Here is a 13,790-nt window from a genome sequence, read left to right as displayed (position 1 = left end):
AGCACCCTACATCGACTCCGGCGCCGAGATGCCGAGGACGGTCAGCCCATTCCCGATCACCGTCCGCGCCGCTCGCGCGAGCGCCAGTCGGGCCGTGGCGAGGTCGTCGGGCTCGCCGACGATGCGGCAGTCGCGGTAGAACGCGTTGAACGCCGTGGCGACCTCGCGCAGGAACGTCGCCAGCCGGTGCGGCGCGCGGGCCTCGGCGGCCTGGCGGATCTCCTCGGGAAACAGCAGCAGCGTCTTGACGAGCGCCTCCTCGCTGGCGTGGGTCAGCAGCGAGAGGTCCGGCGTGCCGGCCGGGACGGTCTCGGCGGCCTTCCGCTCGATCGACGCGATGCGGGCATGCGCGTACTGGAGGTAGAACACGGGGTTCTTCTCGGACGCCTCCGTCGCCAAGTCGAGGTCGAACTCGAGGTGCGTGCCGGGCGCGCGCATGAGAAAGAAGAACCGGACCACGTCGGCGCCGACCTCGTCCATCAGGTCGTCGAGCGTCTCGTACGTCGCCTTCCGGGTGCTCATCTTGACCGGCTGCCCGCCGCGGACGAGCGTCACGAACTGGTAGACGACGACGTCGATGCGCTCGGCGGCGTGGTCGCCCGCGAGCACGCGGACGCCGCGGATCACGTCCGGGTAGGTCGCGATGTGGTCGGCCCCGAACACGTCGAGCACGAGGTCGGCGCGGTCGAGCTTGTCGAGATGGTAGGCGATGTCGGGCAGCCGATACGTCGGCTCCCCGGACGACTTGACGAGCACGACGTCCTTGCCCTCCTCCTCGCCGTCGGTCGTGACCGTCTTGCCGAGCGCGCTCGTCTTGAACCAGACGGCGCCGTCCTTTTCATACGCGAGGTCCTTGGCCTTGAGCTGCTCGACGACCTCCCAGACCTTGCCCGGCTCGCCCTCGTACAGCGTCCGCTCGTTGAAACGCGAGTCCATGCGGACGCCCAGGCGGCGGAGCGCGCCCATGATGTCGCCGAAGACGGAGGCCTCGGCGGCTTCTTTGAAGGGCGCCAGCCCGGCCTCGTCGGGGTCGCCGGTCGGGTGCAGTTGCCCCTCGGCGACGGCCGCCGCGTTCCAGCCGTCGTCGGACGCGAGGAGCGCGTCGCCGTGCTCGTCCGCGAGCCCCTGCGCGATCTCGGTGATGTAGTCGCCCCGGTAGCCGTCCTCGGGGAAGGATTCCGGCACGACGAGCCCGTCGTCGAGCGTCTTCGTCGGCGTGTCGGGCCGGACGATCGCTTGGTAGCGGGCGCGGACGCTCTGGCCGAGCACGCGCATCTGGCGGCCGGCGTCGTTGAAGTAGTACTCGCGGCGGACGTCGTAGCCGGTCCACGCGAGCAGCGTCGCCACGGTGTCGCCGAGCACGGCGTTGCGGCCGTGGCCGACCGTCAGCGGGCCCGTGGGGTTGGCTGAGACGTACTCGACGAGCGCCGTCTCGCCGACGTGCCCCTCGGTCCGGCCGTAGTCCGAGCCGGCCGCCAGGATGTCCGCGAGCCCGGCCTGCAGGTGGTCGCTGGCGAAGCGGATGTTGAGGAAGCCCGGCCCGGCGATCTCGACGGCGGCGACGGTCGCCGGGTCGAGCGCGATGTGCGCGGCGATGCCCTCGGCGATCGCGCGCGGGGCGCGGCGCAAGGGCTTGGCGAGTTGGAGCGCGACGTTCGTCGCGAGGTCCCCGTGGCTCGGGTCGTTGGGCGTCTCGAAGGCGACCTCGACCGTCTGGGGGTCGAAGTCGGCGGGCAAGTCCGGGAACCGGGCGAGGGCGGCGCGGACGGCGGCGGCGAGCGAGTCTTCCATGGTCATCAAACGGCGTGGACCGCCAAGCTAACCGGGGCGTAGGCACGGCCCCGGCCATCGCCCGCTGTTCACATGCGCCTCGCCCTCGTCGCCCTGCTCGCGCTCGCCGCGTGCGCCGACGCCCCCTCCGACGCCGCAGCGCCCCCGACTCCGCCGCTCCCCGCCTCGGGCCCGTCGTTCACGGTCGGCGTCGACTCCCTGCTCCGGGCCGAGCCCGAGCGGCGGCACACCGTCGCGATCGGGTACCCCCAGATTCGGGGCATGTCGGGGCCCCCGATGGCCTCGGCGCTCCGGGCCGTGAACGCGGCGATCCGGGACACCGTCGCCGCGTTCGCCGCCGACTTCCGCCCGGCCGCGCCGCCCGCGCTCGCCGGGCCGCCCGAGTTTCCGATCCGGGTGACCGGCGGGCCCGAGCGCGTCTGGATCTCCGACGACCTGTTCAGCGCCCTCGTCGAGGTGGCCGTCTTTACCGGCGGCGCGGACGCCAACACGGCGTTCCTGCCCCTGACGTACGACCTCACGACCGGCCGCCCGGTCGCCAGCGCCGACCTGTTCGCGCCCGGGACGCCGTGGGCGGAGGCGCTGGCGGACGCCGTCGAGCGCGCGGTCGTCGAGCAGATCGGGGCGGAGGCCACGTACGCGGCGGGCCTCGACGCCCTGCGCGCGGGCCGGATCGACTGGACGCTGGCGCCGGACTCGATCGTGGTCCACGTCCTCCCGAACCAGCTCTCGGCCGTCGACCCGCGCGCGTTCCACATCGGCGTTCCCCTGGCGGTCGTGGCGCCGTTCGTCCGGCCCGGCGGCGTGCTGGCGCGCGACCGAGGCCCCACGGGTCAACGGCCCGACGCGTCCGCCGTGCGTACCCTGGACGCCGACTGAGCACGCGTCCCGACCGACGGGCGCGGACTCCGCCCGCCCCGATGCCCATGCTCCGCCCCCTCCTCTTCGCGGCCCTCCTCGCGGCCCTCCTCGCGGCCTCCGCCAGCGCCCAGATCGCGCCCGACCGCGACGTCCGGCTCGGTGGCGTGTCGCTCGTCGGGCGGTGGACCGCCGTCGAGGTCGTCGGCGACCCCGGGGCGACGGCCGACCTCGCGCGCGGCACGCTGTCGACAGTCCTGGTGATCAACCCGACGGGCCACGTCATCCTGCGCGGGGCGGACCGGCGCGAGGGGCAGGGCGCCCCGGCGCTGTTCACGGGCGTGCTCGTCGAGCACGTGCTCCGGCTGAACGGTCTGCCGGGCGAGGCCGAGGTCCAGCTTGTCGGCCCACGCCTCCACGTCGTCGACCCACGCGGGCGGCGGACGGTGTTCCGGCGCGATCGGTAGCGCGTAGAGCGCGGTATCGGGAGGAGGCCCTCTCAGCGCTACGGGAATGAGGAATGGGGAACTGGGAACGAGCAGAGGCCACGTGCTGGCACCCTCTGCCCGTTCCCGGAGCGGCGTCAGCCGCTAGCTGTACACCGCGAACTGGTCGCGCTTGGCGTGGAGGTTCAGGGCGATCGCCAGCATGGCCGTGTTCGCCAGCAGCGCCGAGCCGCCGTACGAGATGAACGGGAGCGGGATGCCGATCACGGGCATCAGCCCGATCGTCATCCCGATGTTGATCAGGATGTGGACGAAGAAGATGCCCGTGACGCCCGCGATAAAGAGCCGTGGCAGCGCGAACCCGGCCTGGACGCCCAGGCTCGCGAGGCGTATCAGCAAGAACCCGAAGACCACGAGCACGAGCATCGTCCCCAAAAAGCCGAATTCCTCGCCGATGACGCAGTAGATGAAGTCCGTCGAGTTCTCGGGGATGTACGCCAGCTGGGTCTGCGTCCCGTTCGTGAACCCCTTCCCGAAGACGCCGCCCGAGCCGATGGCCGCCTTCGACTGGATCACGTGGAAGCCGGCGCCGTAGCGGAATGCCTCGGGGTCGTCGAAGGCCACCAGGCGGTCGACCTGGTGCGGCTCGAGCACCTTGAACAGCCCGAACCACGCCGTGAACGCGACCGCGCCCACGCCGACGAGCAGCAGCACCGACATCGCCTTCGAGCGCGTCCACAGCAGCATCCCGACGGACGCGGCGACCACGAAGATGGCGGCGAAGGCGGGGTTGACGATGACGAGGTAGACGGCCGCCGCGGCCGAGCCCGCGAGCGCCATCCACGGCAGCGGGACGGCCCCGCTCCAGAACATCATCACGGGGATCAGGAACAGGAAGACGAGCCCGGTCCCGGTGTCGTTCTGCATGACGACGAGGACGGTCGGGATGATGATCAGCACGGCCCCCGCGATGAGGTGCGGGATGCTGCCGCGCCGGGCCTCCTTGCGCGCCAGCAGCGCCGTCACCGCCAGGACGGTCCCGACCTTGGCGATCTCGGCGACCTGCAGGCCGACGGGCCCGATGTAGAGCCAGCTTTTGGCGCCGTTGACCTCGCGCCCGAACGCGAGCGCCGCACCCAGCAGCCCGAGGCAGACCACATACGCGACCGGCGCCAGCTTGACGATGAACCGCGCCGGCAGCAGCAGGATCACCACCATCACGACGGCCGAGATGCCGAACCACTGGAGCTGGCGGTTGAAGTTCTGCTGGACGGACTCCAGCAAGAACTCGCGCGCGGGCCCGTGCGTGGCCGAGTAGATCGCGATCAGCCCGATGCTGACGAGCGCGGCCCACAGCAGGAGGCTCACCCAGTCGAGGTTTTTGTACCAGGGACGCATGAACAGAGAGGCGTGAGGGGTGAGGAGCGAGGAGTGAGGGGGGCACGAGGGAGCAGGCTCATTCCTCGGTCCTCATCCCTCGCCCCTCTCGGCTAGATGCGGCCGACGGAGCGCTGGGCGCGGACGAAGGCGATGCGGGCCTGGCGGTTCGGCGCGGCGATCTCGCCGCGGAAGTACTGCTCGATCATCAGGCTGGCGATGGGCGCCGCCGTGGTCGAGCCGTAGCCCGCGTTCTCGACGATGACGCCGACGGCGACCTGGGGATCGTCGGCCGGGGCGTAGGCGATAAAGACGGCGTGGTCCTTCCCACGCGGATTCTCGGCCGTGCCCGTCTTGCCGGCGACGGTGATCTCGGGGTAGTCGCCGAAGGCCGGGATCTGGGCCACGCGCGCGGTGCCCGCGGTGACGACCAGCTCCATGCCCTCGCGGACGACCTGGAGGTTGCGCGGCTCGATGGGGATCTGCTGGGGGCGGCGGCGCGAGGGCACGCGCGTCTCGCCGGTCGCCGGGTCGGTCTGCGCCATCACCAGGTGGGGCGTGACGAGCGTGCCGCCGTTCGCGATGGCGGCCGTGGCGCGGGCCAGCTGGAGCGGGCTGGCGCCCATGTTGCCCTGCCCGATCCCCAAGTTGACGGTGTAGCCGGGGCCCCAGCCCGCCGGGAAGACGCGGTCGTAGTACGCCGAGTCTGGGATGAGCCCGGTGCCCTGGTTCGGGAAGTCGACCGGCGCGAGCTGGCCGAAGCCGAAGCGGTTGGCCCACATGCCCCAGCGGTCGAGGTCCATCCGGATGCCCCCGGGGTGGCGGTCGTTGACGAACGTGTCGTTCATCAGCCGGAAGAAGAACGTGTTGCACGAGACCTGGATGGCGCGGCGGACCGAGATGTTGCCGTGCGTGCCGCCGTGGCAGCGGTAGAACCGGCCGAGCCGGTAGCCGCCGCCGCAGTACAGGTCGGTGTCCTCCTCGATCATGCCCTCCTCGAGCGCCCACGCGGCCATGAACGGCTTCCACGTTGAGCCCGGCGGCAGCGCCGTCTGCGTGGCGCGGTTGAAGCTGGGCTGCTCGGGGTTGCGGTACAGGAAGTCGACCTCGGCCTGGGTAAAGCCGTCGCGGTAGATGTCGAGGTCGTAGTCGGGCGCCGAGACCATCGAGATGATGCCGCCGGTCTTGGCGTCGAGCATCACGGCCCCGCCGCGCTTGTTGACGAACAGGCTCTCGGCGAGCGCCTGCACCTGGGCGTCGACCGCCAGCGTCAGCGCGGCGCCGGACTGCGGGGCGACGTCCTCCGTCCCGCCCTCGTAGGCCTCGACCTCCATGCCGTGGACGTTCTTGAGCACGAACGCGCGCCCGACGCGCCCGCGCAGCACGGGCTCGTACTCGGCCTCCAGGCCGGACTTGCCGATCCGGTCGCCGAGCCGGTAGCCCTGCTCGCGCATCCGGTCGAGCTCGTCGGCGTTGATCTCGTTGACGAACCCGAGCGCGTGCGTGAGCCGCGCGCCGCCCTTGTAGCGGCGCTGCTGGTCCTCGCGGAAGTTGATCCCGCGCAGGCGGTACTGGTTCTCCTGGAGCCGGGCGTACGTCCAGAACGGGACGTTCTCGAGGAGCACGTCCTCCTGGTACGCCGAGCGCTCGGTGATCTCGGCGTAGCGCCCGGCGATCTCCTCGAGGGGCCGGCCCGCCAGCTCGGCCACGAGCGGGAGGTCGGCCTCGTCGAAGTAGCGCGGCGCGACGGTGACCGAGACCGTCGTCTCGTTGTCGACGAGCAGGATGCCGTTGCGGTCGTAGACGTAGCCGCGCGCCGGCCGGACGATCTTGGTCTCGATGGCGTTGCCCTCAGCCTCGGTCGTGTACTGCTCGCGGTCGACGATCTGCATCTGGACCAGCCGCGCGCCCAGGAAGACGATGAGCCCGATGACGAGCGCGCTGAAGACGCGGAAGCGGAGCCGCGCGTCGTCGCGAGCGGTCTGGGCGAGAACGGTGGCCATGGCGGGTCCGGGGGAGTGGGGCCAAACGGAGGGCCCTGACGGGAGAGCGGTACGAACGGGGACTCGCCCCGGTTCGTGCAGACGCGCGGGTTCTTCCCGCCCTGTTCAGGCACGCCCCTGGGGACGCGCCCCATCGGCGCTCCGCCGGAGAACACGCCCGGCCCGCACGGGTTCTTGGGGAGGCCCCCGATCCGCCGTCGGCGCCGGGGCCATTGGCCGTGCCCCAGGTAACGCCGCACGCCGACGCCACGGCCACCCCTTCCCCTGCCCACGTTCCCATGCGCTCCTTCCTCTCGGCCCTCCTCGTCGCCGCGGCGCTCGTCGCGCTCACGCCGACGGCCCAGGCCCAGTACTTCGGCCGCAACAAGGTCCGCTACGACGACTTCGACTTCCGCATCCTGGAGACCGAGCACTTCGACCTCTACTACTACGCGGGCATGGAGCAGGCGTCCCGCGACGTGGCCCGGATGGCCGAGCGCTGGTACGACCGGCTCTCCAACATCCTGGACCACGAGTTCGACGAGCGCAAGTCGATCGTGCTCTACGCCGACGACGCCGACTTCCGCCAGACCAACATCGCCAACATCGGCGAGGGCACGCAGGGCGTGACCGAGGGCGCGCGCCAGCGCGTCGTGCTCCCGATGGCGGGGACGTACGCCGAGACCGACCACGTGCTCGGCCACGAGCTCGTCCACCAGTTCCAGTACGACATCGCCCAGCGGTCCGGGCGGTTCTCCCAGTTCGTCCGGCTCCCGCTCTTCGTCATCGAGGGGATGGCCGAGTACTACTCGGTCGGCCGCGAGGACGCGCTGACGGCCATGTGGATGCGCGACGCGCTCCTGCGCGACGACTTCCCGACGATCGGCGACTTGCAGCGGACGGGCGCCTACAACGAGTACCAGTACGGCCAGCCGTTCTGGGCCTACATCGCGGGCACGTACGGCGACCAGGCCGGCGTCCAGATGTTCCGCGCGGCGCTCGAGAGCCCGCTCGACTCGGCGATCGTGACGGTCACCGGGCTCCCCGAGAAGGAGATCTCAGAGCGCTGGGCGACGGCGCTCCGCGAGCAGCTCGTGCCCCCGGCCGCCGGGCGGTCGGTCCCGGCCCCGCCGCGCACCGACGAGGAGCGCGCCGACATCGTCGAAGAGCGGGCCGAGCGCGCCCAAGCCCGCGCCGAGGGCGACCGCGTCCGGCGCCCGCGCTACCTCGCCTACCCCGACTCGCTCCCGGCCCTGACGGCCACGCGCCTGCTGGCGCGCGAGCGCGAGACCGGCGCCATCAACATCGCGCCCCAGCTCTCGCCCGACGGCCGCTACGTGGCGTACCTCTCGGAGCTCGACCTGTTCGGCATCGACCTCTTCCTGGCCGACGCCCAGACCGGCGAGGTCGTCGCCAAGCTGGAGTCGGCCACGACCGACCCACACCTCGACGCCTTGCGCTTTATCGAGAGCGCCGGCACCTGGAGCCCCGACGGCCGCCAGTTCGCGTATGTCGTCTTCGCCGGCGGCGACAACGAGATCGCGCTCCTCGACGTGGACCGCCGCGACGTGACCCGGCGGATCGCCGTCGAGGGCATCGGCGCCATCAAGGACCCCGCCTGGAGCCCCGACGGCTCGACGATCGCGTTCGCCGGCGTCAAGGGCGGCATCACCGACCTGTACACCGTCGAGCTGGAGACGGGAACGGTCCGCCAGCTGACCAACGACCGCTTCGCCGACCTCCAGCCCGCGTGGAGCCCCGACGGCACCCAGATCGCGTTCTCGACCGACCGCGGGGTCGGGACCGACTTTGTGCGGCTGACCTTCGCGCCGATGGGCTTGGCGCTCTACGACACGCGCACGGAGTCCATCGAGACGCTCGACCTGTTCGCCGGCTCGAAGCACATCAACCCGGTCTGGAGCCCCGACGGCGCCAGCCTGTACTTTATCTCCGACCGCGCCGGGTTCAACGACGTCTACCGGCTCGACGTGGCGAGCGGCGAGACGTTCCAGGTGACCGAGCTGGCGACCGGCGTGGCCGGCATCGCCGACCTCTCCCCTGCCCTGTCGGTCGCCGCCGACACGGGCGACCTGGCGTACTCGGTCTTCGAGGGCCAGCGCTACACGGTGTACAAGACGCTCGCCGCAGATGCCGTCGGCTCGCCGTTGTTGGAGGAGCGGTCGGCCGGCGCGGCCATCCTGCCGCCGGGCGACGCGTACGAGCGCTCGATCGTCCAGACCTACATCGCGGACGCGGTCGGCGGGCTGCCCGAGGCGACCGACTTCCCGACGAGGGGCTACGCCTCGAAGCTGTCGCTCGACTACATCAGCCAGCCGACAGTCGGCGTCGGCACGGACCCGTACTACAGCTCGGGCTTCGGCATCAACGGCGGCATCTCGTTCCTCTTCTCGGACCAGCTCAGCGACAACGTCCTCGGCGTGGCCGTGGCCGCGCAGGGCACGCTCAAGGACATCGGCGGGCAGGCGCTCTACCTCAACCGGGCCAACCGGCTGACGTACGGCGCCATCGTCGGCCACATCCCGTACCTCCAGGTCTTTTACGACCGGCCGCCGCTGGAGGAGCCCGACGAGGTCGACATCGCCGGCTTCACGCGCTACTACTACCGGACGTACATCACGCAGGCGACCGGGCTCGTCTCGTACCCGCTCAACCAGAGCCAGCGGTTCGAGGCCGAAGTCGGCTACCGCCGCTTTGGCTACGACCTCGAGTACGACGCCTTCTTCCTGACCGACGGCGGCAACCTGGCGCTGGAGCGCCGCGAGCTCGAGTCGAACCTCGACCCGCTGCACCTCGGCCAGGGCGGCGTCGCCTACGTCGGCGACACGTCGCTCTTCGGGTTCACCTCGCCGATCCGTGGCTCGCGCTACCGCGTCGGCGCCGACGTCACGGCGGGCTCGCTGACCTTCGCGACGGTGACGGCGGATGCGCGGCACTACCAGTTCGTCCGCGCGCCGGGCTTCCCGCGCCGCGTGCCGCTCACGCTGGCGGTCCGCGCGCTCCACTTCGGGCGCTACGGCAACGACGCCAGCTCGGGCCGCCTCTCGCCCATCTTTATCGGCAACCCCCAGCTCATCCGCGGCTACAGCTCGCGGTCGTTCGACATCAACACGAACGAGCAGTTCGACGACTACGTCTCGTCGCTCTTCGGCAACCGGGTCGGCGTGGCCTCGGCCGAAGTCCGGCTCCCGCTCTTGGGCGTCCCCCAGCTCGGGCTGATCTCGTTCCCGTACCTCCCGACGGAGCTCGTCTTCTTCGCGGACGCGGGCATCGCATGGGGGCAGTCGCCCTACTTCCGCGGCATCACGTCCGAGGGCCAGGAGATCACGCTGACGTACGGCCGCGAGCTCAAGAACCAGGAGCCGGTGCTCTCGGCCGGCGTCTCGGCGCGGATCAACCTGCTCGGCGCCATCATCATCGAGCCGTACTACGCCCTCCCGTTCTCGCGCTGGGACACCGACGGCGATCTTTCGCCCGGCCAGGGGGTCTTCGGGTTCAACATCTCGCCGGGCTGGTAAGGGTGATGGGTGAAGAGTAAAGGGTGACGAGCCCTCGGCCCGAGGCGCGGCGCCGGGGGCGCGTACCCTTCACTCATCACTCGTGACTCATCGCCGATGTACCGCCTGCTCCGCCCGCTCTTGTTCCGGTTCGAGGCGGAGTCCGCGCACGGGCTCGGCGTGGGGGCGGCCCGGCTGGGGCAGCGCGCGCCGGGCGTCGTCCGCGCCCTCTTCCCACGCGCCGACGCCCGGCTGGCACAGACCGTCTGGGGCCTGCGATTCGCCTCGCCCGTCGGGCTGGCGGCCGGGTTCGACAAGAACGCCGAACTCGTCCGGTTCTGGGCGGCGCTGGGGCTGGGGAGCGCCGAGGTCGGGTCGGTGAGCGCGTGCGCCTCGGCCGGCAACCCGCGCCCCCGCGCCTTCCGGCTGCCCGACGACGGCGCGCTCGTCAACCGGATGGGCCTCAACAACGACGGGGCCGAGACCGTCGCTGCGCGTCTGGCGGCGACGCCGCGCCCGCCCGGCTTCGTGGTCGGCGTGAACGTGGCCAAGACGCACAGCCCCGACATCCTGGGCGACGCGGGCATCGACGACTTCCGCGCCTCCGTCCGCGCGCTCGCGCCCCAGGCCGACTACCTCGCGCTCAACGTGTCGTGCCCGAACACGGCCGAGGGCAAGACCTTCGAGGACGCCGACGCGCTCGACAGCCTGCTGGCGGCGGTGATGGCGGAGCTCGGCGACCGGCGACCGCCGACCGGCAACCAGGGGGGCTCCGAGTCGGGCGGATCGCCGATGGCCGATGGCCGATCCCCGCGGGCGCCCCGCCCGCTCCCCCTCCTCGTCAAGCTGTCGCCGCCGCCCGCGAGCGGGGTCGACGCGGGCGCGGTCGACGAGCTGGTGGCCATCTGCCTGCGCCACGGCGTCGACGGGTTCATCACCTCCAACACGGCCTCCGACCGCGACGGGCTGGCGACCGAGGCCGGCGCGGTCGAGCGGATCGGGCGCGGCGGGCTGAGTGGACGCCCCCTCGCGAAACGCGCCGCGGCCCTGACCCGGCACCTCTACCGGACGACGGACGGCGCCGTCCCCATCGTCGGCGTCGGCGGCATCGACTCGGCCGACGAGGCGTACGCGCGCGTCCGAGCCGGCGCCTCGCTCGTGCAGCTGTACACGGCGCTCGTCTACGAAGGGCCCGGGCTGGTCGGCCGCATCCACCGGGGGCTCGTCGAGCGGCTCGACCGCGATGGGCTGGCGACGCTGGCCGACGCCGTCGGGCTGGACGCGAGCTGAGGGATCGGCGGCCGGGCGTCGGCGGTTCCGCGCCTCCCCTCCCACCGCCCCGTGTCCGACTACGACGTCCTCCTCCGCCTGGCGCTCGCGCGCCGGAGCCCCTACGCCTTCGACGCCGACGCGCCGGTCCCCGACGACGCGCTGCGCCGGGTGTTCGAGGTGGCCCGGTGGGCGCCGTCGAGCTACAACGAGCAGCCCTGGCGATTCGTCGTCGGCCGCCGCGGCGACGCGGTGTACCGGGCCATCGCCGACGCGCTTAAGGGGCGCAATCCCGAGTGGGCACTGACGGCGCCCATCCTCGGGCTGGTGTTGGCGGCCGAGACCTTTGACCGCAGCGGCAAACCGAACGCGCACCGCCGGTTCGACGCGGGCGCCGCCGGGTTCGGGCTGGCGCTGGCGGCCCACGCCGTCGGCCTGGGCATCCACTGGATGGCCGGCCTCGACGTGGCCTCCGCCGCCGAGGCCCTCGGCGTGCCCGACGGATTCGATCCCGTCGCCGGGTTCGCGCTCGGCGTCCCGGCCCCTGACCCGCGCGCGGTCGTGCCCGACGACCTCGCCGAGCGCGCACGCACGCCCAAGCCCCGCCGCCCGCTGGCGGAGACCGTCTTTGGTGTGTGGGGCGAACCGTTCCTCGGGGAGCCGTCCGCCTAGGCGCGTCCCGTCGGGCGTGCTACTGCGCGGACGCGCCCGCCTCCCTCAGCCCTGGCACCGACACGGGCAGCCGCCCGGTCGCCCGGTGCCGTCCCCGGAGCACGTCGGTGACGGCCGTCGCCGTCCGCAGCGTCTCGTCGTAGGCGACCACGACGCCGGCCGCCTGGGGCACGAGCGCGGCGGCGTACGGATTCCCCAGCACGACGAGCACGACCGGCGTGCCCGTCGCCACGACCGCATCGACGACGCCGCGCTGGGCGGTCGTCAACAGCGGCGCGCGGCCCTGGCGCACGCGGAGGTGGACCGCCAGCACGGCCACGTCCGCCCCGCGCGCGGCGGAGACGGCCCGCTGGCGCCCGCCCCCGCCGGACGAGACGCGGACGCGCGCGTCGGCGCCCAAGTCACGCTCGATGCGCGTCATCGGGGCGCCGGCGTTGAAGTTGGCGAGCTGGACGAGCGCGACGCGGTCGGCCGGGCGGATCGGGAGTGCGCCGGGCCGGGCGACGGTCACGGCCGCGCGCGCCAGCTCGTCGGCGAAGTCGGCGCCCCGGACTTCGGTGAGCATCGCCCGCAGGCGCTCGCGCGACGGGGCCGGCGCGACGTGCAGCCCGAGCCGCGCCTTCGCCAGCAGGATGCGCCGCGCGGACGCGTCGACGCGCGAGGCGGGGAGACTGCCGTTGCGGACGGCCGCCACGACGTAGCCGATCGATCGTCGCGGCGAGGTCTCGTTCAAGATCACGTCGGCGCCCGCGAGCAGGGGCAGCACGGCGCGGTCGCGCGGGCCGTAGCGGTCGCGCACGGCCGCCATGTTCATCGCGTCGGTCGTCACGATCCCCTCATAGCCCAGGCTGTCGCGCAACACGTCAGTGAGCGCCGCGCGGCTGAACGTCGCGGGCGTGGGGTCGGCGTCGAGCGCCTGCGCCCACAGGTGCGTCGACATCACGAAGCCCGGCCGGGCCGCGAGCGCCGTCCGGTACGGCGCCAGTTCGGTCCGCCACAGGCTCGGCCAGTCGCCCGCGACGGCCGCGAACGCGACGTGCGTGTCGGTGTCTGTGTCGCCGTGGCCGGGGAAGTGCTTGAGCGTCGCGAGGACGCCGTTCGCCTGCGCGCCGCGCACGTAGGCCGCCGCCAGCTCGCCGACGCGCGCGGGGTCCTCGCCGAACGAGCGCGTGTTGATGATCGGGTTCGCCGGGTTGTTGTTGACGTCGGCGACCGGCGCGAAGACGACGTTGACGCCCATGGCCCGGGCCTCCAGCGCCGTCACTGCCCCACCGATTTCGGCGAGCTCCTCACGGTCGGCGGCGCCGTACGCCATCGCCGCCGGGAGCTCGGTAAAGTTGGTCGACGGCTGGCCGACGCCCCACTCGTAGTCGGCCGTGAAGAACAGCGGGACCGGCGCCCGCCCGCCGAGCCGCACGGTCGTGGACCGGACAGTCTGGGGCGCCGTCCGGCGGTGGATGTGGAAGCCGCCGACGCCCATCCGCGCCAGCCCGTCGGGGTCGCGCACGGCGCCGAGCTCGACGATGAACAGCTGGGCCACCTTCTGCTCCAGCGTCATCTCGGCGAGCGTGGCGTCCGCCCACGCAATGGCATCCGCCTCGGGCACCCCAGGGGGCGCCTCGAAGCCGGCGTACGCCGCCAGCAGCGAGTCGACGGCAGCTTGGCGGGCGGCCTCAGCGGCGCGTGCGGCGGCGACCTCGGCCAGGCTGTCGGCGCGCGCCTCGGCCGCGAGGTCCACGGCGGGCGGGAGGCTGAGGCCGCCCACGCTGGCGGCGCCGACCAGCGCGGCGCTGGCGGCGAGGACGAGAGACAGGGCGATGCGCATCGGACGGGTCACGGAGGGGCGGGAACGGGGGGACCACCGACATCGCGCCCCGAGC

The 13,790-nt window shown here is 72.5% G+C and carries 9 protein-coding genes; 5 read left to right on the top strand and 4 right to left on the bottom strand.

Translation table 11 applies throughout. The annotated features are described in order from the left end of the window. Positions 1–6: 6 nt before the first annotated feature. Complete coding sequence (gene argS, locus ACLIRP_RS01465; RefSeq protein WP_412062178.1) at positions 7–1,791, bottom strand: arginine--tRNA ligase; 1,785 nt, start codon at positions 1,789–1,791, stop codon at positions 7–9. A gap of 72 nt (positions 1,792–1,863) precedes the next feature. On the opposite strand from argS, the gene ACLIRP_RS01460 reads away from it, so the two are divergent. Then, on the top strand, positions 1,864–2,670 hold the full coding sequence (locus ACLIRP_RS01460; RefSeq protein ID WP_412062177.1) for a hypothetical protein: 807 nt from the start codon (positions 1,864–1,866) through the stop codon (positions 2,668–2,670). A gap of 47 nt (positions 2,671–2,717) precedes the next feature. Further along, positions 2,718–3,116, top strand: a complete 399-nt coding sequence (locus ACLIRP_RS01455; RefSeq protein WP_412062176.1) for a hypothetical protein — start codon at positions 2,718–2,720, stop codon at positions 3,114–3,116. A 123-nt stretch (positions 3,117–3,239) separates the two neighbouring features. Here ACLIRP_RS01455 and rodA read toward each other — a convergent pair whose 3' ends face one another. Together rodA and mrdA are read right to left on the bottom strand one after the other, a co-directional pair. Next, positions 3,240–4,493, bottom strand: a complete 1,254-nt coding sequence (rodA, locus tag ACLIRP_RS01450; protein WP_412062175.1) for a rod shape-determining protein RodA — start codon at positions 4,491–4,493, stop codon at positions 3,240–3,242. 92 nt (positions 4,494–4,585) lie between these two features. Then, positions 4,586–6,475, bottom strand: a complete 1,890-nt coding sequence (gene mrdA / locus ACLIRP_RS01445; protein WP_412062174.1) for a penicillin-binding protein 2 — start codon at positions 6,473–6,475, stop codon at positions 4,586–4,588. A 278-nt stretch (positions 6,476–6,753) separates the two neighbouring features. Between mrdA and ACLIRP_RS01440 the strand changes: the two genes are divergently transcribed. The 3 genes from ACLIRP_RS01440 (at position 6,754) to ACLIRP_RS01430 (ending at position 11,910) form a co-directional block, all read left to right on the top strand. Beyond that, positions 6,754–9,990 carry a BamA/TamA family outer membrane protein gene (locus ACLIRP_RS01440; RefSeq protein WP_412062173.1) on the top strand — a complete coding sequence of 1,079 codons (3,237 nt, stop codon included), beginning with the start codon at positions 6,754–6,756 and terminating at the stop codon, positions 9,988–9,990. Positions 9,991–10,086: 96 nt separating this feature from the next. Beyond that, positions 10,087–11,259: a quinone-dependent dihydroorotate dehydrogenase gene (locus ACLIRP_RS01435; RefSeq protein ID WP_412062172.1), complete on the top strand. Its 1,173-nt coding sequence runs from the start codon at positions 10,087–10,089 to the stop codon at positions 11,257–11,259. Between the two features lie 51 nt (positions 11,260–11,310). Further along, positions 11,311–11,910, top strand: a complete 600-nt coding sequence (locus ACLIRP_RS01430) for a nitroreductase family protein (RefSeq protein WP_412062171.1) — start codon at positions 11,311–11,313, stop codon at positions 11,908–11,910. Between the two features lie 19 nt (positions 11,911–11,929). On the opposite strand, the gene ACLIRP_RS01425 is transcribed toward ACLIRP_RS01430, so the two are convergent. Then, a complete protein-coding gene (locus ACLIRP_RS01425; RefSeq protein WP_412062170.1) occupies positions 11,930–13,735 on the bottom strand; it encodes a glycoside hydrolase family 3 protein in 1,806 nt (601 codons plus the stop codon). Between the last annotated feature and the right edge of the window lie 55 nt (positions 13,736–13,790).

The sequence above is a fragment of the Rubrivirga halophila genome, assembly GCF_046845755.1.
Taxonomy (GTDB): Bacteria; Bacteroidota; Rhodothermia; order Rhodothermales; family Rubricoccaceae; genus Rubrivirga.
This window is presented reverse-complemented; position numbering and strand designations above follow the sequence as displayed.

Excerpts from the sequence above, each read along its gene's own strand:
- argS (WP_412062178.1), bottom strand. The coding sequence starts at position 1,791 with ATGGAAGACTCGCTCGCCGCCGCCGTCCGCGCCGCCCTCGCCCGGTTC.
- ACLIRP_RS01425 (WP_412062170.1), bottom strand. The coding sequence starts at position 13,735 with ATGCGCATCGCCCTGTCTCTCGTCCTCGCCGCCAGCGCCGCGCTGGTC.
- rodA (WP_412062175.1), bottom strand. The coding sequence starts at position 4,493 with ATGCGTCCCTGGTACAAAAACCTCGACTGGGTGAGCCTCCTGCTGTGG.
- mrdA (WP_412062174.1), bottom strand. The coding sequence starts at position 6,475 with ATGGCCACCGTTCTCGCCCAGACCGCTCGCGACGACGCGCGGCTCCGC.
- ACLIRP_RS01440 (WP_412062173.1), top strand. The coding sequence starts at position 6,754 with ATGCGCTCCTTCCTCTCGGCCCTCCTCGTCGCCGCGGCGCTCGTCGCG.
- ACLIRP_RS01460 (WP_412062177.1), top strand. The coding sequence starts at position 1,864 with ATGCGCCTCGCCCTCGTCGCCCTGCTCGCGCTCGCCGCGTGCGCCGAC.
- ACLIRP_RS01435 (WP_412062172.1), top strand. The coding sequence starts at position 10,087 with ATGTACCGCCTGCTCCGCCCGCTCTTGTTCCGGTTCGAGGCGGAGTCC.
- ACLIRP_RS01455 (WP_412062176.1), top strand. The coding sequence starts at position 2,718 with ATGCTCCGCCCCCTCCTCTTCGCGGCCCTCCTCGCGGCCCTCCTCGCG.